This is a genomic window from Streptomyces sp. JW3 (assembly GCF_052216785.1).
In the GTDB taxonomy this organism is placed as follows: Bacteria; Actinomycetota; Actinomycetes; order Streptomycetales; family Streptomycetaceae; genus Streptomyces.
The window spans coordinates 1-26,582 of the sequence record NZ_JBQOUX010000111.1 but is presented as its reverse complement, the minus strand read 5'-3'; the positions used below and the strand labels follow the sequence as shown (position 1 = coordinate 26,582).

The following is a 26,582-nucleotide window of genomic DNA, read 5'->3' as shown; positions in this document are numbered from 1 at the left end:
ATCCGCAAGCAGAACCCGGCCTTCGGCCTCGGCTCGTACACCGAACTGCCGTCCACCAACCCCGCGGTGTTGGCGTTCCTGCGCGAATACGAGGACGACCTGGTGCTCTGCGTCAACAACTTCGCGCGGTTCGCCCAGCCCACCGAGCTGGACCTGCGCGAGTTCGCCGGGCGTCATCCGGTGGAACTGTTCGGCGGCGTCCGCTTCCCGGCCATCGGTGAACTGCCCTACCTGCTGACCCTCGGGGGCCACGGCTTCTACTGGTTCCGGCTCACTCGAGTCGCATCCCGCATCGGCCGCCGGGCGTGAGCTCGGGCCGAGGAAAGGACGCGTCACCATGCCGAAGACCGCACCCCTGCGCCCGAGACACGCGCACCATCCCGCCGACCCGATGGAGTCGCTCGGCGGTCTGCTGCGCCAGTGGCTGCCCCGGCAGCGCTGGTTCGCGGGCAAGGACCGGCCCGTGGCCGACCTCGGCCTGCTGTCGATGACGGAGCTGTTCCCCGGCTGTCTGCATCTGCTGATCCACGCCGGGCACGGCACGGTGCCCGCGCCCGGCGGCGGGCAGCCGGCCGGCGACTGCTACCAGTTGCTGCTGGGCCTGCGCGAGCAGCCCGCGCCGCGCCTGGGCCGGGCGGTCATCGGCCGGGTCGAGGACGGACCGCTGGCCGGTCTGACGGTGTACGACGCGTTGCAGGACCCCCGGATGGCCCAGTTGCTCCTGGAGCGGCTGCGGCACCCCGGCACGGCGGGCCCGCTCTGCTTCGAGGCGGACCCGGCCCGGCCGGTGCCCGCCACCGCGCTGGCCCCCCGGCTGCTGGACGCCGAGCAGTCCAACTCCTCGCTGGTCTACGGCGACGAGCTGATCCTCAAGGTGTTCCGGCGCATCCAGCCCGGCGTCAACCCGGACCTGGAGGTGCCGGGGGCGCTGGCCCGGCAGGGCTGCGGCCGGGTGCCGGCACCGGTGGCCTGGCTGCGCACCACGCACCCGTTCGAGGCGACCCTCGGGGTGCTCCAGCCGTTCCTGCCGGGCGCCACCGACGGCTGGACGCTGGCGCTGGACGCGCTGGCCGCCGGGGACGACTTCACCGCCGAGGCGCACGCCCTTGGCCGGGCCACCGCCGACGTGCACGTGGCGCTGGCCTCGGCGTTCCCGGCCGGGACGCCCGGGGAGAACGGCCGCACCGCGGCGGCGATGACCGAGCGGCTGACCGCCGCCGCGCACGCCGTCCCGGGCCTCGCGCCCTTCGTGCCCCGGCTCCAGGCCGCGTTCGCCGCGCTGACCACCTGCGACGTCGGACCGGCCGCCCAGCGCATCCACGGCGACCTGCACCTCGGGCAGGTGCTGCGGGCCGGGCGGGACTGGTTCGTCATCGACTTCGAGGGCGAGCCGTCCCGGCCGCTGACCGAGCGGCGCAGCGCCCACTCCCCGGTGCGGGACATCGCGGGCATGCTGCGCTCCTTCGACTACGCCGCCCGCCAGCGCCGCCCGTGGCGCCCTCAGTGGGCACGCCGCTGCCGGGAGGCGTACTGCGCGGGATACGCCGTACGGGCCGGCTGGGACCCGCGCAAGAAGCACGGCCTGCTGCGCGCCTACGAGACGGACCGCGCGGTGTACGAGGTGCTGTACGAGGCCCGGCACCGTCCCGACTGGCTTCCCGTACCCATGGCGGCGATCGAACGACTCGCCGTGAGAGGAGACTGACATGGCCCTCCGCGACACCTCGCTCCCCGAGCCGTCCGGTCCCGCCGCGCCCACCGGGGCGGCCGGCACCGCACCGCCGCTGGACGCGACCGACCGGGGGCGCCTGCTGGCGGGCGCCCACCACGACCCGCACGCGCTGCTCGGCGCCCACCCGGTGCCCGGCGGGATCGCCTTCCGGGCGCTGCGCCCGTTCGCGCGGGCGGTGCGCGTGGTCGTGGACGGCGAGCCGCACCCGCTCGCCTCCGAGGGGGACGGCCTGTTCTCCGGCGTACTCCCGCTGGACCGGATTCCCGCCTACACGCTGTCGGTGGAGTACGAGAACGGGACGCGGGAGACGGCCGACCCGTACCGTTTCCTGCCCGCGCTCGGTGAGCTGGACCTGCATCTGATCTCCGAGGGCCGGCACGAGCAGCTGTGGCGGGCGCTGGGCGCCGAGCCGATGACGCACGAGGACGTCACCGGCACCCGCTTCACGGTCTGGGCGCCGAACGCGCGGGGTGTGCGGGTGGCCACCGACCTCACCCACTGGGACGGCACCGCCTTCCCGATGCGCTCGCTGGGCTCGTCCGGCGTGTGGGAGCTGTTCCTGCCCGGCGTCGGCGAGGGGGTGAAGTACAAGTTCGAGATCCACTCGCGGTACGGGCACCGGTTCCTGAAGGCCGACCCGATGGCGCGGGCCGCCGAGGAGCCGCCGAACACCGCGTCCGTGGTCACCGCCTCGCACCACGAGTGGAATGACGCCGACTGGCTGCGGGAGCGGGCGGCGACGCCCGTGCACCAGGCGCCGTTCTCCGTGTACGAGGTGCACCTGCCGTCCTGGCGGCCGGGGCTCGGCTACCGGGAGCTGGCCGACGTGCTGCCCGCGTACGTCAAGGACCTGGGCTTCACCCACGTGGAGCTGATGCCGGTCGCCGAGCACCCCTACGGGCCGTCCTGGGGCTACCAGGTCACCGGGTTCTACGCGCCGACCGCGCGGCTGGGGACGCCGGACGACTTCAAGTACCTGGTCGACGCGCTGCACCGGGCCGGGATCGGCGTGATCATGGACTGGGTGCCGGCCCACTTCCCGAAGGACGACTGGGCGCTGGCCCGGTTCGACGGCGACCCGCTGTACGAGCCCGGGGACGAGCGGCGGGCCACCCACCCGGACTGGGGGACGTACACCTTCGACTTCGCCCGCACCGAGGTGCGCAACTTCCTGGTCGCCAACGCCGTGTACTGGTGCGAGGAGTTCCACATCGACGGGCTGCGGGTCGATGCCGTCGCCTCGATGCTGTACCTGGACTACTCGCGCGACTCCGGGCAGTGGGAGCCGAACGTCCACGGCGGCCGGGAGGACCTGGCGGCGATGGCGTTCCTCCAGGAGATGAACGCGACCGTGTACCGGCGCTGCCCCGGCGTGGTGACCATCGCGGAGGAGTCCACCGCGTGGGGCGGGGTGACCCGGCCCACCGACGTGGGCGGGCTCGGCTTCGGGTTCAAGTGGAACATGGGGTGGATGCACGACTCGCTGGAGTACGTCGCCAAGGAGCCGGTGCACCGCAAGTACCACCACCACGAGATGACCTTCTCGATGGTGTACGCCTACAGCGAGAACTACGTGCTGCCCATCTCGCACGACGAGGTGGTGCACGGCAAGCAGGCGCTGGTGTCGAAGATGCCGGGCGACTGGTGGCAGCGGCGCGCCAATGTGCGCGCCTACCTGGGCTTCATGTGGGCCCACCCCGGCAAGCAACTGCTGTTCATGGGGCAGGAGTTCGGGCAGGGGGCGGAGTGGTCGGAGCAGGCGGGCCCGGAGTGGTGGCTGCTGGACGAGGGGTACCACTCGGCCGGTGACCACCGCGGGCTGCGGGACCTGGTGCGGGACCTCAACGCCCGCTATCTGGCCGCGCCGGCGCTGTGGCAGCGGGACACCGACCCGGCCGGTTTCCGGTGGGTGGCGGTGGACGCGGCCGAGGACAACGTCTTCGCCTTCCTGCGCTACGACGCCGAGGGGTCGCCGCTGCTGGCGGTGTCGAACTTCTCCCCGGTCGTCCGGTCCGACTACCGGCTGGCCACCGGCGACGACGTGCCCGCCTGGCAGGAGGTCCTGAACACGGACGCGGCCCGCTACGGCGGCTCGGACGTGATCAACGCCGGTCCCGTCCGGACCGAGGACGGCCAGGTGGCGCTGACGCTGCCGCCGCTGGCCACGGTGTGGCTGATGCCCGCCGCCGGGTGAGGTTCCGGCACTGCGGCCAGGTGTTCGACGGCGGCTGAGGGGGCAGTCAGGTTCCTACGACTCGAGAACCCTCGTCGTCGCCGTTCAAGGGCCCCAGAGAGGCGGCATCAGGTGCGTACCGTCGGAGTGGAGGAGGAACTCCTCCTGGTCGACCCCGAGAGCGGTGAGCCGCGGGCGATGTCCGCGGCGGTGCTCGCCCGGGCCGCGCAGGACCCGGGCGAGCAGGACGTGTTCGAGAAGGAACTGCACGACCAGATGCTGGAGTTCGCCACCCATCCGCAGAGCGAGATGGAGCGGCTGCACGCGGAGATCGTCCGCTGCCGCAAGGAGGCCGCGCGGCACGCGGGCGAGCTGGGCTGCACGGTGGCCGCGCTGGCCACCTCCCCGCTGCCGGTCAGCCCCGCCGTCGGGGTCAACCGCCGCTACCAGTGGATGGCCGACCAGTACGGCGTCGTGGTGCAGGAGCAGCTCGTCCTGGGCTGCCATGTGCATGTCTCGGTGGACTCCGACGAGGAGGGCGTCGCGGTCGCCGACCGGGTGCGGCCCTGGCTGTCGGTGCTCGCCGCGCTGAGCGCGAACTCGCCGTTCTGGCAGGGCAAGGACTCCGGGTACAGCAGCTACCGCAGCCGGGTCTGGCAGCGCTGGCCGTCGGCCGGTCCCACCGAGCTGTTCGGGTCGGCGGAGCGCTACCACCGGCGGGTCGCCGACATGGTGGCCACCGGCACCATCCTCGACGAGAAGATGATCTACTTCGACATCCGGCTGTCGGAGCGGTACCCGACGGTCGAGTTCCGGGTCGCGGACGTCTGTCTGCACTCCGACACGGCGGTGCTCCTCGCCTGTCTCGCCCGCGGCCTGGTGGAGACCGCCGCCGAGGAGTGGCGGGCGGGCCGGGAGCCGGCCGGGCACAGCGTGAGCCTGCTGCGGCTGGCCGCGTGGCGGGCCGCCCGGTCCGGGCTGACCGGCGAGCTGCTGCACCCCCTGACCATGCGCCGGATGCCCGCCGAGACGGTGGTCCGGGCGCTGCTCGACCATGTCGGCGAGGCGCTGGCGGCGGACGGCGACCTGGAGCGGGTCCGGGAGGCCTGCGGCGAGCTGCTGCGGCGCGGCAACGGGGCCCGGGTGCAGCGGGAGCTGCTGGAGCGCACGGGCAGCCTGCGGGACGTCGTCACCGGCTGCGTGCGGCGCACCCAGGGGTAGCCGGCGTCCCGCCGCTCATACCATCAGGGAGATCGCGTAGGCGAGGAAGAACGCCGCGACCAGCACGACCAGGACGATGATCAGGGTCAGCGGGCCCTTGCCCCAGCCCTTGGCCGGGTTGTGCGTCTCGCGCGGGCCGGCCTCGGGCAGGCTGCTCTCCGCGGGCGGGGTCTCGCCGGGCGGTACGCCGCCGCCCGGCTCGAGGCCGGTGCTGCGCTCGGGTTCGGGGTCGGGATTCGTATAGCTCATGGGGTCCGGGTCCCCCCTTCTCGGCGGGATCATCAAGGCGCGGCCACAGTTCGGCCGTCCCGGTCCCCCGCCGCCCTCGGCTCGGCTAGATTCGGGCCCGCCGACAACGCTGTCCGACGGTTTCCGTCACAGCCCGTACCCCTCAGGAGCAGTGCATGCGCGACTCCGCTCCCGCTCCCTGGGCCGCCTCGCCGCCGACCGGCGGGCTGGCCGACCGGCTCTTCGAGACGGCGGCCCGGAACCCGGCGCTGCCGCTGCTCGCCCGCCGCGCGGACCGGGGTTCGGACGGCTGGCGCGAGGTGACGGCGGTCGAGGTCCGCGACGAGGTGGTGGAGCTGGCCAAAGGGCTGATCGCCACGGGGATCGCGCCGGGCGAGCGGGTGGCCGTCATGGCCCGCACCCGGTACGAGTGGACGGTCCTGGCGTACGCGCTGTGGACGGTGGGCGCCGAGGTCGTCCCGGTCCATCCGGCCTCCTCCCGGGACCAGGTCGGGTGGATGCTGCGGGACGCCGGCTGCGTGGCCGTGGTCGTGGAGGACGAGCGGTGCGTGATGACCGTCGGCTCCGTGTGCGCGTCGCTGCCGGCGCTGCGCCACGTCTGGCAGCTGGACGCGGGGGCGCCGGCCGAGCTGACCGCCCGGGGGGTGGACGTACCGGCGGCCACGGTGGACTCGATGCGCCGCATCGTGCTGCCGGAGGCCACCGCGGTGGTCGCCTACACCTCCGGCACCTCGGGAAGGGCGCTGGGCTGCGCGCTGAGCCACCGCGCGCTGGCCGCCCCCTGCGACGTCCTCCTGGAGGGGTGGGGTGCGACGGCGGCGCCGGCCGGGGAGCAGGGCTCGGTCCTGGCGTTCCTGCCGTTCTCGCACGTGTACGGCCTGATGGTGCAGGGGCTGTGCGTACGCGGCGGGCTGCTGATGGCGCACGAGCCGGAGACCACGGAGGCGGCGCTGACCGCCGCGCTGCGCTCACTGCGGCCCACGTACCTCTACGCCGTCCCGTCGGTGCTGGAGAAGATCTACAAGAATTATCTGCGCGACGCCCAGCGGGCGGGCCGGGGCTCCTTGTTCGAGCGGGCCGCCGGCACGGCCCGGGACTACGCCGAGGCGCAGGAGCGCCGAAGACTGGGCACGGGGCCGGGGCCCGGCCTCGACCTGCGGCTCCAGCACGCGAGGTTCGAGCGGACGGTGTACCGCCGGCTGCGCCGGGCGCTGGGCGGCCGGGTGCGCCGCGCGGCGTGCGGCGGCTCACCGCTCGGCCGCGAGTTGTCGCTGTTCTTCGCGGGCATCGGCATCCAGGTGCACGACGGCTACGGGCTGACCGAGACGGCCGGCGCGGTCACCATGCAGCCGCTGGGCCGGGAGAAGACCGGCACCGTGGGCAGAGCGCTGCCCGGCACCGAGATCCGGGTGGCGGGGGACGGGGAGATCCTGGTCCGCGGCCCGTCGGTGTTCCAGGGGTACGTGGGCGACCCGGCCGCCACCCGGGCGGTGCTGCGCGACGGGTGGCTGGCCACCGGCGACCTGGGGCGGCTGGACGACGAGGGGTATCTGACGATCACCGGCCGCACGAAGGACCTCGTGGTCACCAGCGACGGCACGCGGGTGGCCCCGGCCGTCCTGGAGCAGCGGCTGCGGCTGCATCCGCTGATCCACCAGGCGGTCGTGGTGGGCGACGGCCGGCCCTGTGTGGGCGCGCTGATCACCCTCGATCCCGAGTTCCTGACGGACTGGCGGGCGGGACTGGCGCTGCCGGGGGACGCCCCGGCGCGGGAGGCCCGGGAGGAGAACGCGCTGCGCGAGGAGATCGAGCGGGCCGTGGCCGCCGCCAACAGCGCCGTGTCGCGGGCGGAGTCGATCCGGGTCTTCCGGGTCCTGCCGGAGCCGTTCGACGTGGCCCGGGGGCTGCTGACGCCGTCGCTGAAGCTGCGCCGCGACGAGATCGCGCGGGCCTGCGCCCTGGAGATCGACGCCATGTACGAGACGCGCTCCGCCCGGCCCGCGCGGGCCCGGCCGGACCGGTCGGCGGGCCGGGCGGACGGCCCGGCGGACTGGGAGGAGAGCGACAACGTCTTCGTCAGCCGCCGACGTACCAGCTGAATCCGCCGCCGGACGCGCTCACGGCGAGCAGCACACCGAAGATGACCAGGTCGAGGATGCCGAGCACGATGCCGGCCTTGGCCATTCCCGCACCGCCCTTGGCCGCCGTCTGCCGGAGGCCGACGGCGCCCAGCACGATGGCGACCGGTCCGAGGACCACGCTGAAAACGAGCAGTCCGACGATTCCGCAGACGAGGCTCGCGACGGCCAGACCGTTGGTGCCGGACCGGGAGGAAGCGGACGAGGAACTGCCGTAACTGGTCATCAGAATCTCCTGAAGTAGGCGGATTCGAACGGCGGAGCACTTCCTGTCGGGACATGCTCCGGTGTGTTCCGCTCCACCGAGTGCCCGCCCAATCCGCCCCGCATTCCCGGGAATTGACATGTCTCGGTTCGGCCGGTAAGAGGAATTCGGTATTCCCCTGCTTCGGCGTCCTTATCCAGCGGCGCCCGGCGGCGGAATTCCGCCCGGCCCGGGACAGCGGGCACGGCAGGCCACCGCCCGGTCACCCCGGGTCATATCGGGGTGTCCACGCGAACGGGCGCGTAGGCTCTGCCGGCACGGGAACTAGCAGACGAAGGGGGCGCACGGGAAAGGACGAGACAGCCGGGCTGAGGCCGGGCCGGGAAGGCGAAATGGCAGCCGAGTCGCGTTGGGACAGGACACTGGCTTCCGAGGAGATCACGGACCGCACCGCCAGCTTCACCGGGGAGCTGCACAATGTCACCGGTGCGCGTCTGGTCGCGGAGGAATTCCTCTACGACCTCGCGCGCGTGGCGCGGCCGGCGGCCGCCGAGCACTGGGACGACATTCTCCTCGTCGTCACGGAGCTGGCCGCGAACGCGGTGCAGTATGCCCCGGGGCCCTTCCAGCTGCGCCTGCGGCGCACCTTCGACGGGGTGCACGTGGTGATGCACGACACCAATCCGACGCCGCCCGCGCCCCGGCCCTTCCATCCGAGCAACGGCGGTGGCGGCATCGGCTGGCACCTGATCCACACGCTGTGCGACCAGGTCAGCGTCGTGCCCGACGAGCGGGGCAAGGACATCCACGTCTTCCTGCCCTGGTGACCGGGGTCAGGTGGCGGACGTCTCCCGCGGCGGCAGCCGGTCGTAGTAGTCGCCGACGGCCGCCAGGTACTCCCGGTCCATCGTCTCGCTGTCGGTGCGGAACCGGGGCGCGGCCTTCACCTCGGCCCTGGTGCAGGACACCGTGACCTTGCGGGCCCCGGTGTCCACGCCGGTGACCACGCCGACCGGCACCAGCACGCTGCGGCCGAAGACCCAGACGCCGGTGTCGACCACCAGGTGCCGCATCCCGAAGTGGTCCGCCTGGCGGTCCACGTGGCCGATGGTGCCGTCGCTCGCGACGACAGCGCAGCCCGACAGGTCCTCCCCCTCGACGTGACCGCTCTCCGGCGCGTACGACCAGATCCTCTCCATCGGCACGCTGCTCCTTCCCTCCCGTGTCATGACCGGTGCTGGCCCGGTCCGGGCGGCAGGTCCGCCCGGCTCCACAGCAGCCAACTACCCTCCCCGGCCACCGGCATTCGAAAGCGCGCCGCGGCACCGCGTGCCGGGCCCGCCCGGCGCGGACCGGGGAGCGCGCGGCGGCCCCGCCCCCCGGCGTCGAAACGGGGCCGAGTACCCCTTCGCGGCCGGAGCATGCCCGGTTCGACCCGAAGGCATGAGCGAGGGTCACGGACCGGGCGGCCTTTTCCTTCCCCACCCGGCGGGCACCTCGTCCGCTGGCGTATTTTTCTCCCTGGGCAGTTCCGCTGAACTGCACGAACGCATACACGAGAGTCCGGGCCGCCGATCGGCCCGGACGGGGGTTGGCGAGTCCTTGGCCGCGAGGACTCCTGGGGAGCGGAACGAGGGTGCGCATGACCAGCGACAGCGCCGGGGTCGTCGACGCCGCCTGGGGCGATCAGGAGCTGCGACGGCTCCTGGCCGGCCTGACGGCCGTGCGGGACGGCGATTTCGGCACGCGTCTGCCGGACGACGCCGACGGTTTGATGGGTGACATCGCCAAGGTCTTCAACGGCATGGTGGACCAGTTGTCCGTGTTCACCTCCGAGGTCACCCGGGTGGCCCGGGAGGTCGGCACCGACGGGCGGCTGGGCGGCCAGGCGAAGGTGCCGGGGGTCTCGGGCACCTGGGCCGATCTGACCGACTCGGTCAACGCGATGGCCGGGAACCTGACCACGCAGGTGCGGGACATCGCCCAGGTGGCCACCGCGGTGGCCAAGGGCGACCTGTCGCAGAAGATCGACGTCGACGCCCGCGGCGAGATCCTGGAGCTGAAGAACACCATCAACACGATGGTCGACCAGCTCTCCGCCTTCGCCGACGAGGTCACCCGGGTCGCCCGCGAGGTCGGCACCGAGGGCCGGCTGGGGGGCCAGGCGGACGTGCAGGGGGTGCGCGGCACCTGGCGGGACCTCACCGACTCGGTGAACTTCATGGCCGGGAACCTGACCAACCAGGTGCGCAACGTCGCGCAGGTCGCGACCGCGGTGGCCAAGGGCGACCTGTCGCAGAAGATCACCGTGGACGCCCGCGGCGAGATCCTGGAGCTGAAGAACACCATCAACACGATGGTCGACCAGCTCTCCGCCTTCGCCGACGAGGTCACCCGGGTCGCCCGCGAGGTCGGCACCGCCGGGAACCTGGGCGGGCAGGCGCAGGTGCGCGGGGTCTCCGGCACCTGGAAGGACCTGACCGACAACGTCAACGTGATGGCGTCCAACCTGACCCACCAGGTCCGCTCCATCGCCCAGGTCGCCACCGCCGTCGCCAAGGGCGACCTGTCGCAGCGGATCACGGTGGAGGCCAAGGGCGAGGTGGCGGCGCTGGCCCAGGGCATCAACACCATGGTCGACACGCTGTCCGCGTTCGCCGACGAGGTGACCCGGGTGGCCCGCGAGGTCGGCACCGAGGGCCGGCTCGGCGGCCAGGCGCACGTGCCGAACGTGGCCGGCACCTGGAAGGACCTCACCGACAACGTCAACTCCATGGCCAACAACCTCACCGGCCAGGTGCGCAACATCGCGCTGGTGACCACCGCCGTGGCCCGCGGCGACCTGTCGAAGAAGATCGACGTCGACGCCAGCGGGGAGATCCTGGAGCTGAAGACGACCATCAACACGATGGTCGACCAGCTGTCCGCGTTCGCCGACGAGGTCACGAGGGTGGCCCGCGAGGTCGGCACCGAGGGCCGGCTCGGCGGCCAGGCCGAGGTGGAGGGCGTCTCCGGCACCTGGAAGCGGCTCACCGAGAACGTGAACGAGCTGGCCGGGAACCTGACCCGGCAGGTCCGCGCCATCGCCGAGGTGACCAGCGCGGTCGCCGAGGGCGACCTGACCCGCTCGATCAACGTGGAGGCGTCCGGCGAGGTCGCCGAGCTGAAGGACAACATCAACGCGATGGTGGAGTCGCTGCGCGAGACCACCCGGGCCAACCAGGAGCAGGACTGGCTCAAGACCAACCTGGCCCGGATCTCCTCCCTGATGCAGGGCCACCGCGACCTGCCGGTGGTCGCCGAGCTGATCATGGACGAGCTGGTGCCGCTGGTCTCCGCCCAGTACGGCGCCTTCTACCTGGCCGAGGACGGCGCGAGCGGGCCCGAGCTGCGGCTGGTCGGCTCCTACGGCTACCCGGACGACGACGGCCGGCCCACCCGGATCCCGTTCGGCCGGACCCTGGTCGGCCAGGCCGCCCGCAGCCGCCGCGCCATCACCGTGGACGAGCTGCCGCCGGACTACGTGACGATCTCCTCCGGGCTCGGCCAGGTGGTGCCCAGCGCGCTGGTGCTGCTGCCGATCGTGGTCGAGGGCCAGGTCCTCGGCGTCATCGAGCTGGCCTCGGTGTCCGCCTTCACCCAGATCCACCACGACTTCCTGTCCCAGCTGATGGAGACCATCGGCGTCAACGTCAACACCATCGTGGCCAACGCCCGCACCGACGAACTGCTCGCCGAGTCGCAGCGGCTGACCGCCGAACTCCAGGTCCGCTCCACCGAGTTGCAGGTGCAGCAGGACGAGCTCCAGCGCTCGAACGCCGAACTGGAGGACAAGGCGTCGCTGCTCGTCACACAGAACCGGGACATCGAGGCGAAGAACCTCCAGATCGAGCAGGCCCGCCAGGAGCTGGAGGCCCGCGCCCAGCAGCTCTCGCTGGCCTCGAAGTACAAGTCGGAGTTCCTGGCCAACATGAGCCACGAACTGCGCACCCCGCTCAACAGTCTGCTGATCCTGGCCCAGCTGCTGGCCCAGAACCCGTCCCGCAACCTCAGCCCCAAGCAGGTCGAGTACGCCGGCATCATCCACTCGGCCGGCTCCGACCTGCTCCAGCTGATCAACGACATCCTGGACCTGTCCAAGGTCGAGGCCGGCAAGATGGACGTGGCCCCGGAGCGGGTCACGCTGCGCCAGCTCATCGAGTACGTCGAGGCCACCTTCCGGCCGATGACCACGCAGAAGAGCCTGGACTTCACCATCACCACCGCGGCCGGGGCACCGGCCGACCTGCTGACCGACGACTCCCGGCTGCGCCAGGTGCTGCGCAACCTGCTGTCCAACGCGGTGAAGTTCACCGAGCGGGGCAGTGTGGAGCTGCGGATCGAGCCCGCCGCCGACGGCGAGGTGCCGCAGGGCGTGCTGCGCGGCGGCGCGGTGGTGGCCTTCCGGGTGCGGGACACCGGCATCGGCATCCCGGAACAGCACCTGGAGACCATCTTCGGCGCGTTCCAGCAGGCGGACGGCACCACCAGCCGCAAGTACGGCGGCACCGGCCTCGGACTGTCCATCACCCGGGAGATCGCCCAGTTGCTGGGCGGCGCGGTCACCGTGGACAGCGTCCCCGGCCAGGGCTCCACGTTCACGCTGTTCCTGCCGGTGGCCCGGCCCGACTTCGAGGAACTGCTCCGCCGCGCCCGGCCCGACGGACCGGGCGCGGCCGACCTGTCCGCCGACGCGCTCGACCGCCCGGCGCCGCTGCCCGAACTGGTGGCCGGGCCCCGGCAGCGGCCGCGCCGGCTGCTGGTGGTGGAGGAGCGGCCGCGCGGGCTGCTGACCCTGGTCGCCGAGAGCGTGGTCGCCGACCTCGCGCACGGCCGGGACGAGACCGGCGACCGGCCGCCGCTGGACGTGATCACCGCCGTCGGGGCCCAGGAGGCGGCGGGCGCGCTGGCCGCCGACCCCTGCCACTGCGTGGTGCTGGAGCTGGGCATGCCGGACGGCGAGGCGTCCCGCTTCCTCACCGCGCTGCGCGGCGACTCGGCGCTGGCCAGCGTGCCGGTGCTGGTGCACAGCGGGCACCGCGCGGACGCCGCGCTGGAGGAGTCGCTGCGGTCCGGGGCGCCGGGCGGGGCGCTGGAGTTCCTCTCCAGCCTGGACGAGCTGCGCGAGCGGATCGCCCTGCACCTGTCCGCCGAGGAGCCCGGCGACGTGCTGTCCCTGGTCCGCACCGAGGAGCCGGCCCGGCCGGCCCCGGCGGAGACCGGCGCCGCGGCGGACGGCCGTACGGTCCTGGTCGTCGACGACGACGCCCGCAACCTGTTCGCGCTCAGCGGCATCCTGGAACTGCACGGCTTCCGGGTGCTGCACGCCGACAACGGCCGCAAGGGCATCGACACCCTGCTGAACAACCCGGACATCGCCCTGGTCCTGATGGACGTGATGATGCCGGAGATGGACGGCTACGCGGCGACCGCCGAGATCCGCGCCATGCCCCGGTACGCGGAGCTGCCGATCATCGCGGTCACCGCCAAGGCGATGCCCGGCGACCGGGAGAAGTCCCTCGCCTCCGGCGCCAGCGACTACGTCACCAAGCCCGTGGACACCGACGACCTGATGGCCCGCGTACGGCGGTGGCTGCCCGCATGAGCGGACCGGTCCCCGTCCCGTACACCGGTGGGCCGGGCGGCGCGCGCCGCGTGCCCCCCGCCCGAGGAGCAGTGACAACGTGAGCATCCCAGAACGTACGCAGGACGACGGGTCCCCGGGGCCCGGCGGCGACCTCGTGGGGGCCGCCCCCGAGTCGCCCGTGGGCCGGCTGGCGGCCACCGTCGCCCGGCTCAGCCGCGAGGTGAGCCGGGCCCAGGCGGAGGCCGAGGGGCGGGCCCTGATCGAGCTGGCCAAGGGCATCCTGGTGGAACGGCTGGGCTGCGGCCCGGCCCAGGCCGCCCGGCAGCTGGCCGAGCTGGCCGAGCAGTCCCAGGTGACGGCGCTGGAGTTCGCGGTGGACGTCATCAACCAGGCCGCCCGGGACCGGATGTCGGAGGTGACCGACGCGTTCCTCGCGGCCACCGCCGCCGCGGCCGACGAGGAGCAGCCCGCCGAGTCGGCCGCGGTGCGGCTGCGGGCCGCCGAGAGCGGGGCGCTGGCCGCCGACGACACCCAGGCCGTCGCCGACGCCCTGCTGGAGCAGGCGCTCAGGCCGCTGGGCGCGGTGGCCGTGGCGATCTGGTCGGCGGGCTCCGACGGTTCGCTGACGCTGGCGGGCAGCGCGGGCTTCTCACCCGCCGAGGCGGCCCGCTGGCGGTACGTGCCGCCGGACGTGGCGACGGTCGCCCGCAGCGGCCTGACCGGCACGGACGGGCGGTGGATCGGCTCGCTGGCCGACACCGGGCTGCCCAGCGTCGGCCGGCACCAGTATCCGCACGGCGGGCGGGTGGCGCTGCCCGCCGGGACCGGCGGGCGGGTGCACGGCGTGCTGGAGATCGCCTGGGCCGGGCCGCTGGCCCCGCAGTCCCCGCAGGTGGTGCGCCAGTTGGAGGCGCTGGCCGAGCTGTGCGCGCACACCCTGGAGACCTCTCCCCCGGCCCCCGGCGCCGGGTCGGAGCCGCGGCTGCTGCCGGACGCGGTGGAGCTGATGGACCTGGCCGACGGGCTGCACGACCCGGCGCTGGTCCTGGTGCCGCACCTGGACGCCGCCGGGAACCTGGTCGACTTCCTGATCCAGCACGTCAACGACCGCTTTCTCGATCCGGCCGGCCGGCCCCGGGCGGTGGTGGGCGGCGCGCTGCTGCTTGAGGCGTACCCGATGGCGGCCGGGGACAGCGAGCTGTTCAAGAGCGTGGAGCGGGTGTACGCCACCGGGGAGCCGTTCCGGGCCCGGCGGATGAACCTGACCGCCCTGGTCGACCAGGTGCCGCTGTCGGCGCTCGCCGACATCAGCGTCAGCCGGCACGGCAACGCGGTGCTGCTGATCTGGCGCATCGAGGACGAGACGGCGCGGCTGGCCAGTCTGCTCCAGCACGCCCAGCGGCTCGGCCGGATCGGCGGGTTCGAGGAGAACCTGCTGACCGGCGAGATCACCTGGAACGGGCAGCTGTTCGACCTGTACGGGCGCCCGGAGACGAGTACGCCGGTGCCGCTGGAGCAGTTGCAGGCGCACGCCCACCCCGACGACGCGGTCACCATCGGCCGGTTCCTGCGCACCCTGATGCACCACCACCGGCCCGCCTCGGCGGCGTTCCGGCTGGCCCGGCCGGACGGCGTGACCCGGCACATCCGGGTGGTGGCCGAGCCGGTGCTGGACACCGACGACCGGCTGCTGATGCTGCGCGGTGCCTGTCAGGACATCTCGGCGCAGCACTGGACCGAGGTGGCGCTGGCCGCCACCCGGGACCAGCTCGCCCACACCGAGCAGCAGGCCAGCGAACGCGCCCGGCTGACCCTTCAGTTGCAGCACGCCATCATGCCGCCGGCCCAGGCCCCGCTGCGGATGGACGGCCTCCAGGTCGCGGTGCGCTACCGGCCGGCCGAGACCGAGCAGCTGGTGGGCGGCGACTGGTACGACGCCGTGGTGCTGCCCAACCGGCTGGTGCTGCTGTGCGTGGGCGATGTGGCCGGGCACGGCATAGAGGCCGCGACCACCATGGTGGTGCTGCGCAACGCGCTGCGCGGCCTCGCGGTGACCGGGGCGGGGCCGGGCCAGCTGCTGTCCTGGCTGAACATCGTGGCGCACCATCTGACCGGCGGGGTGACCGCGACGGCGGTGTGCGGGCTGTACGACCCGTCCCGGCGCACCCTGCGCTGGGCCCGGGCCGGCCATCTGCCGCCGGTGCTGGTGCGGGACGGGTCGGCGGCGCCGCTGCCGCTGGTCAAGGGCATCCTGCTGGGCGCGGTCCCGGAGGCCCGGTACGAGGAGGCCGAGACCCAACTGGCCGCCGAGGACACCCTGTTGATGTACACCGACGGCCTGGTGGAGCGGCGGGACCGGTCCGTGGAGGAGTCGCTGAGCCAGTTGCTGACCACGGTCCGCACCACGCCGACCTCGCTGGACCAGCAACTGGACCGGCTGCTCACCTACAGCAGGTCGGACACGGACGACGACACCTGTCTGGTGGGTGTCCGCCTCGGCTGAGATCCCGGCAGGCATGACAGCCCCGTAACGGGGTAGACGCGCGAGCGCGCTGACGACACCGCGAAGGAGGGGGCGATGAGATGTTGATCACTCATGCGTTCCGGGAGAGACGCGCATCGAAGTGACCTACGGGGGTAACCGAGCAGGCTGTCCGCTCTTGTTGGAGGTACACGTGCCCATTGCCCAGAACCCGCTGTCCGTCGAGGTGACCCTGCCCCGCGAGGACGTGGCGCTGCTCACGGTCGAGGGGTATCTCGACGTCGACACCGCGACCGAGTTCCAGCACCATCTGGCCAACCAGCTGCACCACGGCCGGCGGCACTTCCTGCTCGACCTGTCGGCGGTGCCGTTCATGGACTCCTCCGGCATGAACATCATTCTGCGGGTCTACCAGGAGGCCCGGGAACTGCCGGGCAGCGTGCACATCATCCGGCCCGCCGCCGCGGTGCGTCGAATACTGGATCTCACCGGTGTCAGCATCACGGTCCCGGTCTCGGAGAGCGTCGAGGACGCCCTCGCGCTCGTCGACGCAAAGGCCGCCGGACCGGACGGGGAGCAGCGGCGGGAGCAGGAACAGCACGACTGACGGCAGCCGGCGTTCCTCCTTGGGCCGCGGCTCGCGCCGGCCGTCCGTCGAGGTGCCGCACGAGGTGTCGTACGAGGTCGGCGGGTGGTTACAGTGGTCGCCCGGCAGAGTCACGTCGCCGGCCCGTTCCCGCAACGGTTCGCGCGACGCAGTTGCGGATGAGGAGTGAAACAGGTGCCGGAGCACGTAACGGACACAACGCCCGGAACGCCGACCGGTGAGGTCCGCGACTTCCTGCGCGGCCGCCGGGAGCAGATCGCGCAGCGCTGGGCCGACGAGCCCCTGTTCCGGGCCGTGTTCACGGTTTCCCGGGACGAGGCGGTGGAGGCCGGCAAGGCCGTGGTCGACGCCCTGGCCGAGGTCGCGGACGTGGCGCGGGTGGAGGACCCGGACGCCGCCGGATTCGCGGGCGTACGGGAGCAGCTGGGGCGGATGGCCGCCGCGCGGTCCCGGACCGGCCTGAGCACCGGGCAGATCTCCAGCGAGCTGGCCGGGCTGCGCCCGCCGGTGGAGAACATGCTCGTGGAGGAGCTGCGGGACGCCTCGGCCGACCATGTGCGGGCCTGTACGACCACGCTGAGCGTGCTCATGGGCACGCTGCGGGTGCTGGTCATGCAGACCGCGCTGAGCGAGGGGCAGGCGCTCATCGACCGGCAGCGGCTCCAGCTGATGGAGGTGGCCACCCCGGTCATCAAGCTGTGGGACGGCATCGTGGCGGTCCCGCTGATCGGGACGCTGGACAGCGCCCGCAGCCAGGTGGTGATGGAGACCCTGCTGGAGTCCATCGTCGAGCAGCAGGCGCGGTACGCGATCCTGGACATCACCGGGGTGCCGACGGTCGACTCGCTGGTGGCCCAGCACCTGATGAAGACGGTGCAGGCGGCCCGGCTGATGGGCGCGGAGTGCATCGTCTCCGGCATCCGTCCGGCGATCGCGCAGACCATCGTGCACCTCGGTCTGGACCTGGGCGGGGTGATCACCCGGGCCGGGCTCGCCGACGCGCTGGGCTACGCGCTGCACAAGCTGGGGGCCGGCATCTTCAACACTTCGCCGAACGGTACGGATCAGCGGTGAACGAGGCGTTTGCCGGCCCCGCCGCCGGACACGTACCGGTGCTCCGGCTGGGCCGGGTCCTGCTCGTCACCCTCCAGGGCGACCTGCACGACCACACCGCCCAGCAGCTCCAGCAGGACCTGTCCGAGACGGTGGTGGACAGCGGGGCCACCGGCGTGGTCATCGACATCTCCGGGGTGGAGATCGTCGACTCCTTCCTCGGCCGGGTGCTGGCCGAGATCGCCGCCCAGTCCAGCCTGCTGGCGGCCCGGACGGTGATCGTCGGCATGCGGCCGGCGGTCGCGATCACCCTGGTGGAGCTGGGTCTGACGCTGCCCGGACTGCACACCGCGCTGAGCACCGAGGCCGCTTTGGAGCTGCTGGACGCCCGTCCCGGCGCCCCGCGCCAGGAGCGTCTGTGATGGGCACGGCAGCGGGCGTCGAGGCCCGCCTGCCGGTCCGTTCGGACCTGGACCTGATGTGGGTGCGCCAGCACGTCCGGCAGGCCGCCGCCCAGCTCGGTTTCGGCCTGGTGGACCAGACCAAGCTGGTCACCGCGGCCAGTGAACTGGCCCGCAACACGCTGGTGTACGGCGGTGGCGGCACGATGGAGTCGGAGCACCTGGTCGACGGTTCCGCGCACGGTCTGCGGCTGACCTTCAGCGACCAGGGGCCTGGCATCGCGGACGTGGAGCAGGCGCTCAGCGACGGCTACACCTCCGGCGACGGGCTGGGCATGGGCCTGGGCGGGGCCCGCCGGCTGGTGCACGAGTTCTCGATCGAGAGCGCCCCGGGCGCCGGTACGACGGTGCGGGTGACCTCCTGGACGGGCCGGGCGCCCAGGCCGCGGGAGGAGTTCTGATGCCCCGCGTGTGGGAGGTGCCGGTGCACGACTCGACCCGGGTGCGGGACGCCCGGGTCGCGGCCGAGCACGCGGCCTCCGCCGCCGCGCTGGACGAGCCGCGCACGGCGGTGGCGGCGCTGGTCGCCACCGAACTGGCCACCAACCTGCTCAAGCACGCGGGCGGCGGGCAGGTGCTGATCGACGTGGTGGCGCCGCCGGTGCTCGCGGCCGGTCTGGACGCGGCGCCGATGGTGCAGATCGCGGCGGTCGACCACGGTCCGGGCATCGCCGACGTCGACGCGGCGCTGCGGGACGGGTTCTCCACCGCCGGGTCGCTCGGCGCGGGCCTGGGCACCTGCCGCCGCGTCGCCCACGAGTTCGCGCTGCACAGCGTCCTGGGCCGGGGCACGGTGGCGCTGGCCCGGATCGGCGCCGCGCTGCCCCGGACCGGTGCCGACGCCCCGGGGCCGGCCGCCGGGGTCCGGGCCGGCGGGGTGAACGTGCCGTTCGCCGGGGCGGAGTACTCCGGGGACGCCTGGGCCTGGGTGCGCTCCGGGGACCGGGTGACGCTGATGCTGGCGGACGGCCTGGGGCACGGGCCGGAGGCGGCCCGGGCCTCGACGGCCGCCGTGGACGCGCTGCGCGGCGCGGCCGGGCTGGGCCCCGCCGAGGTGCTGCGCCGGCTGGACACGGCGCTCGGCGGCACCCGGGGCGCGGCCGTCGCGGTGGCCCAGGTGGACACCCGGGCCGGGCGGCTGCGGTTCACCGGGGTCGGCAACGTGGGGGCGCGGCTGTGCGCGGCCGGGGTGTGGCGGCCGCTGGTGTCCCGGCCCGGCATCGTCGGCGTGCACCGGCCGGGGACGCTGCGCGAGGACGAGACCGCCTGGAGCGACGATCACCTGCTGATCCTGCACAGCGACGGGCTGCCCAGCCGCTGGACGCCGCCGCCCGAGGCGTGCCGCCCCGCCGTCGACCCCGCCGTCACGGCCGCGGTGACGCTGCGCGACGCCAGCAGCCCGGCCCGCCCGGTACGCGACGACACCGCCGTGGCCGTACTCACCTCCAACCCGTCGGACCGGTGACGATGCGTACCTGGCAGACCCCCGGCGCCCCCGGCGCCCCCGACACCACGCCCGAAACGCGCCGCCCCGCCGGCCCGGCCGCGGCGACCCCGCACGACGCCGGCCGCCCCGCCGTGGCCGTACTCACCTCCAACCCGTCGGACCGGTGACGATGCGTACCTGGCAGATCTCCGGTGTGCTGGACGCGGCGCGGGCGCGGATCGCCACCGCCCGGCTGGTCGCCGCCTACGGGGTGCCGCCGCTGGAGCGGACCCGGCTGTCCGCGGCGCTCAGCGCGCATCTGCGCCAGTGCCTGACCAAGGGCGGCACCTGGCGGCTGACGCTGAACCCGATCGCCCTCGGCTCGGGCGAGGGCCGCCTGGAGGTGCTGGTGACGCCGTCCCGGGAGGTGTCGGCGGCGGGCCAGCCGCCGTGGCGGATGACACTGACGTGCCCGGAGCCGGACCGGTCGCCGGAGCCGGGCCCGGCGGACGACCCGGCGGCGCTGGCGGAGGCGCTGCTCGGCGCCGACGAGGACACCGCGCTGGTGCTGCGCAAGCTGCGCGAGCAGGAGGAGCTGGTCGCCTTCCACCGCGAGGAGCTCCAGCAGACCAACCAGGGCGTGGTGGCGCTGCACGCCGAGCTGGACGCCGCCGGGCGGGCCCAGCGCGAGGCGTTCGCCGCCGAGCGCAAGGCGCGCACCGAGGCGGAGGAGGCCAGGCGCCGGCTGACGTTCCTGGCGGACGCCAGCGCGGTGCTGACCACGCCGCTCAACCACCACGAGATCCTGCGCCGCCTGCCGGACCTGCTGGTGCCCGGCTACGCCGGGAACGTCGACCTGTGGCTGTTCGAGACAGACGACGACGCGCGGGGCGCCGCGGCACACCCGGCGGCGCTCACCGCGGCCCGCACCGGGCGCCCGCAGTACGCCGCCGACCACCCGGGGCAGCTGGCCGGGGTGGACGACCACCCGACGTCCCCGGCGCACACCACGCGGCCGGTGCTGTGCATCCCGCTGCCCACCCGCCGGGAGCCGCTGGGCGTGCTGACCATGTCGCCGCCCGGCGAGCGCTGGGACCCGGACGACGCGGTGATGCTGGTGGAGCTGACCCGGCGGGCCAGCATCGCCATCGACAACGCGCGGCGTTACGAGCACAACCGGGACATCGCCGAGACCCTCCAGCGCGCCCTGCTGACCGAACTGCCGACGCCCGGCTTCCTCGGCATGGCGGCCCGCTATCTGCCCGCCACCCAGGGAATGAACATCGGCGGCGACTGGTACGACGCGTTCCGCCAGCCGGACGGCTCGGTGATCGCGGTGGTCGGCGACGTCACCGGGCACGGACTGCACGCGGCGGTCATGATGAGCCAGCTGCGCACCGCGCTGCGCGCCTACGCCGTGGACGGCGGCAGCCCCGGCCGGCTGCTGACCCGGCTGCACAACTTCCTGCACAACCTCCAGCCCGATCTGTACGCCACCGCCGTCATCGCCCGGTTCCACCCGGACGAGCCGACGCTGACCTGGGCGGCGGCCGGGCATCCGCCGCCGGTGCTGCGCGGGCCGGACGGGCGGGTGACGATCCTGGACGCCAAGCCCGGCGCGATGCTCGGCATCCCGCTCAAGCAGGACATCGCGGACCACACCGTACGGGTGGCGCCGGGGACGACGCTGGCGCTGTACACCGACGGTCTGGTGGAGCGGCGGGCCCGGGGCATAGACCCGGGCATCGAGCGGCTGGCGGCGGCGCTCGGGTCGTTCGGGTCCGCCGAGCTGGAGATCGACCTGGGGGGTGCGGCGGACGGCATCCTGGACCCGTTGCTGAGCGACTCCGAGCGGGACGACGACGTCTGTCTGCTCCTGTGCCACCTGCGGGAGCACGGCTGAGCGGGCGGGCGGGCGCGTCCGAGTGGCGAAACGCGCGGCGGCGCGATGAGATCGGTGGGTGCGAAGCAGCGATCCCCGGGCAGGCGAAGGACGTTCGAGGCAGACGGCCCGGAGCCGCAGAAAGGGATGAACACCGTGACACGACCCAGGATCCTGGTGGTCGGCGCAGGTTTCGCCGGTGTGGAGTGCGTCCGCCGTCTGGAGAGGAAACTCTCTCCGGGCGAGGCGGAGATCACGCTGGTGACCCCCTTCGCCTACCAGCTCTACCTTCCTCTGCTGCCCCAGGTCGCCTCCGGCGTCCTGACCCCCCAGTCGGTGGCGGTGTCCCTGCGCCGCAGCAGCAAGTACCGCACCCGGATCATCCCCGGGGGCGCCATCGGCGTGGACCTGAAGTCCAAGGTCTGCGTGGTGCGCACCATCACCGACAAGATCGTGAACGAGCCGTTCGACTACATCGTGCTCTCGCCCGGCAGCATCACCCGCACCTTCGACATCCCGGGGCTGACCGACACCGCGTTCGGCATGAAGACGCTGGCCGAGGCCGCGTACATCCGGGACCACGTGATCACCCAGCTGGATCTGGCCGACGCCAGCGAGGACCCCGCCGAGCGGGCCGCCCGGCTCCAGTTCGTGGTGGTCGGCGGGGGCTACGCGGGTACCGAGACCGCGGCCTGCCTCCAGCGGCTGACCTGCGCCGCGGTCAAGCGCTACCCCCGGCTGGACCCCAACCTGATCAAGTGGCACCTGATCGACATCGCCCCGAAGCTGATGCCCGAACTGGGCGACAAGCTGGGCCGCAGCGCCCTGGAGATCCTGCGCCGGCGCGGCATCGAGATCTCGCTGGGCGTCTCCGTCGCCAAGGCCGCCGAGGAGGAGGTCACCTTCACCGACGGCCGGGTGATCCCGACCCGCACCCTCATCTGGACCGCCGGCGTCGCCGCCAGTCCGCTGATCGCCACGCTCGGCGCGGAGACGGTCAAGGGCCGGCTGGCGGTCACCGCCGAGATGTGCCTGCCCGACCACGACGGGGTGTTCGCGCTCGGTGACGCGGCGGCCGTGCCCGACCTCGCCAAGGGCCAGGACGGCGCGGTCTGCCCGCCCACCGCACAGCACGCGATGCGCCAGGGCACCCATGTCGCCGACAACGTCATCGCCGCCCTGCGCGGCGGGCCGCTGCGGCCGTACGTGCACAAGGACCTGGGGCTGGTCGTCGACCTCGGCGGCGCGGACGCGGTCTCCAAGCCGCTGGGCGTGGAACTGCGGGGGGTGCCCGCGCAGGCGGTGGCCCGCGGCTACCACTGGTCGGCGCTGCGCACGGGTGTCGCCAAGACCCGGGTGCTGACCAACTGGCTGCTCAACGCGGTGGCCGGCGACGATTTCGTGCGCACCGGCTTCCAGGCCCGCAAGCCGGCCAAGCTGAAGGACTTCGAGTACACCGACGCCTACCTGTCACCGGAGGAGGTGCGGGCGCACGTGGAGGGGGCCGGCGCGGCCCGGACCTGACCCGGCGGGCGGGGTCCGCGCACGGCATGACATGCTGAGAAGTGGATCTCGGCGTTCGACGGATGGGGAGTGTACGGCGGCGTGAGGGCAGCGGGACGCTCGGCGCGGACACGACTGCGGGACCGCGTCGCCGCCTCCGATCCGGGACTGCTGCGGCTGGTCGCCGGGTTGCGGACGGTGGGCGCCATCGCGCTGGCGCTCGCCGTGCTGGCGCTGCTCGGCTCCGACGTGACGCATCTGGTGGCGGGCGCGATGGCGGCGATGGTCGCCACCTTCGCCATCCGGGAGAAGCAGCCCGCCGCGCAGGCCGTCACCCTGGCGCTCGGCCTGCCCGTCGCGCTCGCCTCGGTGTCGCTGGCCGCCCTGCTCGCCTCGCACGTGGTGCTCGGCGACGCCTTCTTCGTGGTGCTGATCTTCTGCGCCGTGTACGGCAGACGGTTCGGCGACCGGGGCACGGCGCTCGGCCTGATCGGTTTCCAGCTCTACTTCGTCTCCCTGTTCGTCGGCGCGACCGTGGCCGGGCTGCCGAAGCTGTACCTGTCGCTGGCGGTGGCGTTCGCGTGCAGTGCCGTGGTGCGGTTCGGGATCGTGCCGGCCACTCCGGCGGGCATCCTCCAGCGGCTGCGGCAGGCGTTCCGGGCCCGGCTGGCCCAATTGCTCTCCGCCCAGCTGGAGCTGCTCGACGCCGGTCCGGACGACATCGACAAGGTGCTGGAGGATCTGCGGGAGGGCCACGCCCGGCTGCACGAGACGGCGCTGATGATCCAGACCCGGCTGGACGACAACACGCTGGACGCGTCCACCACCCGGCTGGTGCAGCGCCGTATCGCGGACGCCGAGATCGCCGCCGAGCGGCTCGGTCTGCTGCTGCTGACCGCGCGCAGCGCCCGCCGGGCCGACACGCTCACCCTGCATCTGCCGGGCGCCCCGGCCCCGACGATGGGCCGGCTGCCGGGCGCCGACGAGGCCACCGCCCTGCTGCGCCGCGACCTGTCGGCGCTGCGCGAACTGGTGGTACGGCCGCCCGCCGAGGCGCGCGGCACCGCGCTGTCGCATCTGCGCAACCGGCTGCTCGGCTACCGCGACGAGGAGAACCTGCCGGCCGCCTCGCCGGCCGTCCAGGACGTGTTCCGCGGCATCGGCGAGACGGCCCGCGCGGTGATGGGCCTGCGGGTGGCCCTGGACGGTCCGCAGGACGAGTCCGACGACTCCCCCGCCACCACCCGCTCCCGGGAGGAGCTGGACGCCGAGGACGCGGCGATCGACGCCGGTGAGGAGGCGGCCGACGAGGAGGCGGCGCAGACCGGGCTGCGGCGGCCCACCACCCGGGCCGCGGTGCAGGTCGCGGTCGGTTCCATGCTGGCCATCGCCGGCGGCGAGCTGCTCTCCTCGCAGCGCTGGTACTGGGCGGTGCTGACCTGCTGGATCGTGTTCATCAACACCGCGTCGACCGGCGAGATCCTGGTCAAGGGCTACCGGCGGCTGCTGGGCACGGTCTTCGGGGTGGTGGCCGGCATCGTGCTGGCCGGGCTGGTGGGACAGCACACCTGGACGGCGTTCGCGCTGGTCCTGGTGTTCATCTTCGCGATGTTCTACACGGCGCCGCTGTCCTACACCCTGATGTCGTTCTTCGTCACCGCCATGCTGGGCCTGCTGTACACGCTGCTGCACACCTACAGCATGTCGGTGCTGGTGCTGCGGATCGAGGAGACGGCGCTCGGCGCGGCCTGCGGGGTGGTGGCGGCGGCGCTGGTGCTGCCGGTGCGCACCGACAGCCGTACGGACGAACTGCTCGGTACCGTCCTGGAGCGGCTCACGGATGTCACCGAGGGCGCGGTGGACCAGCTCAGTGGCGGGCCGGCCGCCGATCTGCTGGACCGGGCCCGCGACCTGGACCAGGCGCTGGGCGAGCTGCGCGGCGCCACCCAGCCGCTGACCCACCCCATCACGCCGCTGCGGGCCCGGCGGGACACCGCCCGCTATGTGGTGGCGCTGCTGGAGACCTGCGCGTACCACGCGCGGTCGCTGGCGGCGACGGCCGAGCTGCTGCCCACCCATCCGTCCATCGCGGCCGACCCCCGGCTGCGCGGGGCGGTGCGGCGCACGGTGCGCAACATCGGGACCATCGCCGCGCACGTCGCGGACCCGAGTACGGCGGGCGAGGTCGAGACCGGGCCGAGCATCGCCTCGCTGCTGGAGTACGACACCGCGGGCGTGCCCCGGTACGGCCGGATCACCGGCCGGGTGCTGCGGCATCTGGAGCGGCTGGACGAGGCGGTGACCGGCCTCGCCCGGCCGCTCGGCGTGCCCGTCGCGACACCGAAGCGGTGACGGCGGGCGCGGGCGGTCCGGCGGGCGGTCAGAAGTCGCTGGGCAGACCGCTGGCCTCGGCGATGCCGCGCAGTTCCTCGTTCTGCCGGTGGCGTTCCTTGAGGTAGTCGGCGATCTCGCCGAGGCGGTCCGGGTCGGAGGCGGTGGCCGCGTCGGTGACCACTCTGATCGGCCCGGTCTCCTCGGTGCTGATCTCGATCACCTCGTTGTCGAGCCGGCCCGTCACGGCCGTGGCGATGACCAGGGCGGCCTCGTCGCGGATCTCCTGCGGCAGGGCGTCGGCGTCCTGGCCGTCCAGGGAGAAGTCGATGGTGGGCATCTGTTGGTCGTCGATCGCCCGCAGAACCGGCTCCACGACGCTGAGCAGCATCCGGTAGTCCTCGGTGTCCATCCGGACGCGCAGAAGGTCGAGGTAGACGTCCACGGGACGGCCGTCCGGCGGAATCTCGTGTTCGTTCATCTCCTCCGTGTTCCCCCTCCCAGGACGCTCAGACGCGCCGCCAGCGGGCCAGTGCGAACGAGAAGACGCCGAACAGCACCAGGCCGGCCGCGACGAGGACCAGCAGCCAGGGCCCGAGCGGGGTCTCGGCGAAGGACCGCAGGGTGTCGTCGAGCCCCTTGGCCCGGTCGGGCTCGTAGTCGACGGCGGCCCGTACCGCGAAGGCGCCGGCCACGGCGAACACCAGGCCCCGGGCCACTCCCCCGGCCACCCCGGTCACGTCCACCAGCCGCCGCGACCAGGGCGCGAGCTGCCCCGTCTTGAGCTTCTTGCGGTAGCTGCGCCGGGCGGCCTGGACGCCGATCACCACGCCGGCGACGACTATGCCGACGCCGGCGATCCCGACCAGCCATCGTCCGGCGGGCACGTCCATGACCCGGGCGGTGACGTCGCGGGACTGCTGGTCGCTGGAGCCGCCGGACCCATTGGCCGGGCTCGCCGCGAACGCCAGTACCGAGTAGGCGACGAAGCCGTAGAACACGCACCGGGCGGCGGCCGCCAGCCGCTTCTTGGCCTTGCGGCCGTCGGGGCCGACGGCGCCGAAGGCGGCCTCCGACAGCCGCCACAGGGCCATGCCCACCAGGCCGATGCCCAGCGCCCACAGCAGGACCGCGCCGAACGGCTGGGCCGCCAGTTCCTCCAGGGCGCCCGAGCGGTCGGCCTCCTTGCTGCCGTCGCCGAAGGCGATCTGCAGCGCCAGCAGGCCGACCAGCAGATAGATCACGCCCCGGGCGGTGAGCCCGGCGCGGGCGGCGCCTTCGCCGGCCGTTCCGTCGGCGGCCCGGCGGACCCGGCCGCGGGCGGTCGTGGGCAGTACTCGCGTGGTCATCTCGTCCCTCCCCTTCCGAGCCTCCCGGATGCCCCGCCGCGCACCGCGCACACCCCGCGGCCGGGGCGGCGTTGTGGACCGGGCGGTTCCGGGCGGTGGCCGCCGCGCACGACGACGTGCGGGCCGCGCCCACCGGCCGGTGGG

22 protein-coding genes are annotated in these 26,582 nt (G+C 73.5%); 17 read left to right on the top strand and 5 right to left on the bottom strand.

What is annotated here, in order from left to right:
- From ACTT8P_RS31660 to ACTT8P_RS31645, 4 genes are all read left to right on the top strand, one after another.
- A partial coding sequence (locus ACTT8P_RS31660; RefSeq protein WP_442835218.1) for an alpha-glucosidase C-terminal domain-containing protein occupies window positions 1-309 on the top strand: 309 nt, incomplete at its 5' end.
- A 28-nt stretch (window positions 310-337) separates the two neighbouring features.
- The gene (locus ACTT8P_RS31655; RefSeq protein ID WP_442835217.1) at window positions 338-1,705 is read left to right on the top strand and encodes a maltokinase N-terminal cap-like domain-containing protein; all 1,368 of its coding nucleotides are present in this window, start codon (window positions 338-340) and stop codon (window positions 1,703-1,705) included.
- 1 nt (window position 1,706) lies between these two features.
- The gene (glgB, locus tag ACTT8P_RS31650) at window positions 1,707-3,926 is read left to right on the top strand and encodes a 1,4-alpha-glucan branching enzyme (RefSeq protein WP_442835216.1); all 2,220 of its coding nucleotides are present in this window, start codon (window positions 1,707-1,709) and stop codon (window positions 3,924-3,926) included.
- Window positions 3,927-4,037: 111 nt separating this feature from the next.
- Window positions 4,038-5,126 (top strand): glutamate--cysteine ligase 2, encoded by a 1,089-nt coding sequence (locus ACTT8P_RS31645; protein ID WP_442835215.1) that lies wholly within the window; start codon window positions 4,038-4,040, stop codon window positions 5,124-5,126.
- 15 nt (window positions 5,127-5,141) lie between these two features.
- Here the strand turns inward: ACTT8P_RS31645 and ACTT8P_RS31640 are convergent, their stop codons facing one another.
- Window positions 5,142-5,375 (bottom strand): DUF6480 family protein, encoded by a 234-nt coding sequence (locus ACTT8P_RS31640; RefSeq protein ID WP_442835214.1) that lies wholly within the window; start codon window positions 5,373-5,375, stop codon window positions 5,142-5,144.
- 155 nt (window positions 5,376-5,530) lie between these two features.
- Here ACTT8P_RS31640 and ACTT8P_RS31635 point away from each other — a divergent pair, with 155 nt between their 5' ends.
- Window positions 5,531-7,474 (top strand): AMP-dependent synthetase/ligase, encoded by a 1,944-nt coding sequence (locus tag ACTT8P_RS31635; protein WP_442835213.1) that lies wholly within the window; start codon window positions 5,531-5,533, stop codon window positions 7,472-7,474.
- Here the strand turns inward: ACTT8P_RS31635 and ACTT8P_RS31630 are convergent.
- Complete coding sequence (locus tag ACTT8P_RS31630; protein WP_442835212.1) at window positions 7,452-7,739, bottom strand: DUF4190 domain-containing protein; 288 nt, start codon at window positions 7,737-7,739, stop codon at window positions 7,452-7,454. The genes ACTT8P_RS31635 and ACTT8P_RS31630 overlap by 23 nt on opposite strands.
- A 371-nt stretch (window positions 7,740-8,110) precedes the next feature.
- Here ACTT8P_RS31630 and ACTT8P_RS31625 point away from each other — a divergent pair, with 371 nt between their 5' ends.
- Window positions 8,111-8,545, top strand: coding sequence for an ATP-binding protein (locus tag ACTT8P_RS31625; RefSeq protein ID WP_361166736.1), 435 nt, complete (start codon window positions 8,111-8,113; stop codon window positions 8,543-8,545).
- 6 nt (window positions 8,546-8,551) lie between these two features.
- Here the strand turns inward: ACTT8P_RS31625 and ACTT8P_RS31620 are convergent, their stop codons facing one another.
- Complete coding sequence (locus tag ACTT8P_RS31620; protein ID WP_442835211.1) at window positions 8,552-8,917, bottom strand: PRC-barrel domain-containing protein; 366 nt, start codon at window positions 8,915-8,917, stop codon at window positions 8,552-8,554.
- Window positions 8,918-9,360: 443 nt separating this feature from the next.
- Between ACTT8P_RS31620 and ACTT8P_RS31615 the strand changes: the two genes are divergently transcribed.
- From ACTT8P_RS31615 to ACTT8P_RS31565, 11 genes are all read left to right on the top strand, one after another.
- Window positions 9,361-13,362 carry a HAMP domain-containing protein gene (locus tag ACTT8P_RS31615; protein WP_442835210.1) on the top strand — a complete coding sequence of 1,334 codons (4,002 nt, stop codon included), beginning with the start codon at window positions 9,361-9,363 and terminating at the stop codon, window positions 13,360-13,362.
- A gap of 79 nt (window positions 13,363-13,441) precedes the next feature.
- Entirely contained in the window at window positions 13,442-15,847 is a 2,406-nt protein-coding gene (locus tag ACTT8P_RS31610; RefSeq protein WP_442835209.1) for a SpoIIE family protein phosphatase, read from the top strand.
- A 172-nt stretch (window positions 15,848-16,019) separates the two neighbouring features.
- Window positions 16,020-16,433, top strand: a complete 414-nt coding sequence (locus ACTT8P_RS31605) for an STAS domain-containing protein (RefSeq protein WP_442835208.1) — start codon at window positions 16,020-16,022, stop codon at window positions 16,431-16,433.
- A 174-nt stretch (window positions 16,434-16,607) separates the two neighbouring features.
- Window positions 16,608-17,507: an STAS domain-containing protein gene (locus tag ACTT8P_RS31600; protein ID WP_442835207.1), complete on the top strand. Its 900-nt coding sequence runs from the start codon at window positions 16,608-16,610 to the stop codon at window positions 17,505-17,507.
- Window positions 17,504-17,908, top strand: coding sequence for an STAS domain-containing protein (locus ACTT8P_RS31595; RefSeq protein ID WP_442835206.1), 405 nt, complete (start codon window positions 17,504-17,506; stop codon window positions 17,906-17,908). The genes ACTT8P_RS31600 and ACTT8P_RS31595 overlap by 4 nt, the downstream gene beginning before the upstream one ends.
- Entirely contained in the window at window positions 17,908-18,348 is a 441-nt protein-coding gene (locus tag ACTT8P_RS31590) for an anti-sigma regulatory factor (RefSeq protein ID WP_442835205.1), read from the top strand. Before ACTT8P_RS31595 ends, ACTT8P_RS31590 begins: the two co-directional genes overlap by 1 nt.
- Window positions 18,348-19,412 (top strand): SpoIIE family protein phosphatase, encoded by a 1,065-nt coding sequence (locus ACTT8P_RS31585; protein ID WP_442835204.1) that lies wholly within the window; start codon window positions 18,348-18,350, stop codon window positions 19,410-19,412. Before ACTT8P_RS31590 ends, ACTT8P_RS31585 begins: the two co-directional genes overlap by 1 nt.
- A 2-nt stretch (window positions 19,413-19,414) precedes the next feature.
- Window positions 19,415-19,561 (top strand): hypothetical protein, encoded by a 147-nt coding sequence (locus ACTT8P_RS31580; RefSeq protein WP_442835203.1) that lies wholly within the window; start codon window positions 19,415-19,417, stop codon window positions 19,559-19,561.
- Window positions 19,562-19,563: 2 nt separating this feature from the next.
- Complete coding sequence (locus tag ACTT8P_RS31575; protein ID WP_442835202.1) at window positions 19,564-21,276, top strand: PP2C family protein-serine/threonine phosphatase; 1,713 nt, start codon at window positions 19,564-19,566, stop codon at window positions 21,274-21,276.
- 126 nt (window positions 21,277-21,402) lie between these two features.
- Complete coding sequence (locus ACTT8P_RS31570; protein WP_442835201.1) at window positions 21,403-22,779, top strand: NAD(P)/FAD-dependent oxidoreductase; 1,377 nt, start codon at window positions 21,403-21,405, stop codon at window positions 22,777-22,779.
- Between the two features lie 81 nt (window positions 22,780-22,860).
- A complete protein-coding gene (locus tag ACTT8P_RS31565) occupies window positions 22,861-25,110 on the top strand; it encodes an FUSC family protein (protein WP_442835200.1) in 2,250 nt (749 codons plus the stop codon).
- Between the two features lie 28 nt (window positions 25,111-25,138).
- Here ACTT8P_RS31565 and ACTT8P_RS31560 read toward each other — a convergent pair whose 3' ends face one another.
- Together ACTT8P_RS31560 and ACTT8P_RS31555 are read right to left on the bottom strand one after the other, a co-directional pair.
- Window positions 25,139-25,570 carry a hypothetical protein gene (locus tag ACTT8P_RS31560; RefSeq protein WP_361166703.1) on the bottom strand — a complete coding sequence of 144 codons (432 nt, stop codon included), beginning with the start codon at window positions 25,568-25,570 and terminating at the stop codon, window positions 25,139-25,141.
- A 28-nt stretch (window positions 25,571-25,598) separates the two neighbouring features.
- Complete coding sequence (locus ACTT8P_RS31555) at window positions 25,599-26,438, bottom strand: DUF1206 domain-containing protein (protein ID WP_442835199.1); 840 nt, start codon at window positions 26,436-26,438, stop codon at window positions 25,599-25,601.
- Window positions 26,439-26,582: the final 144 nt, after the last annotated feature.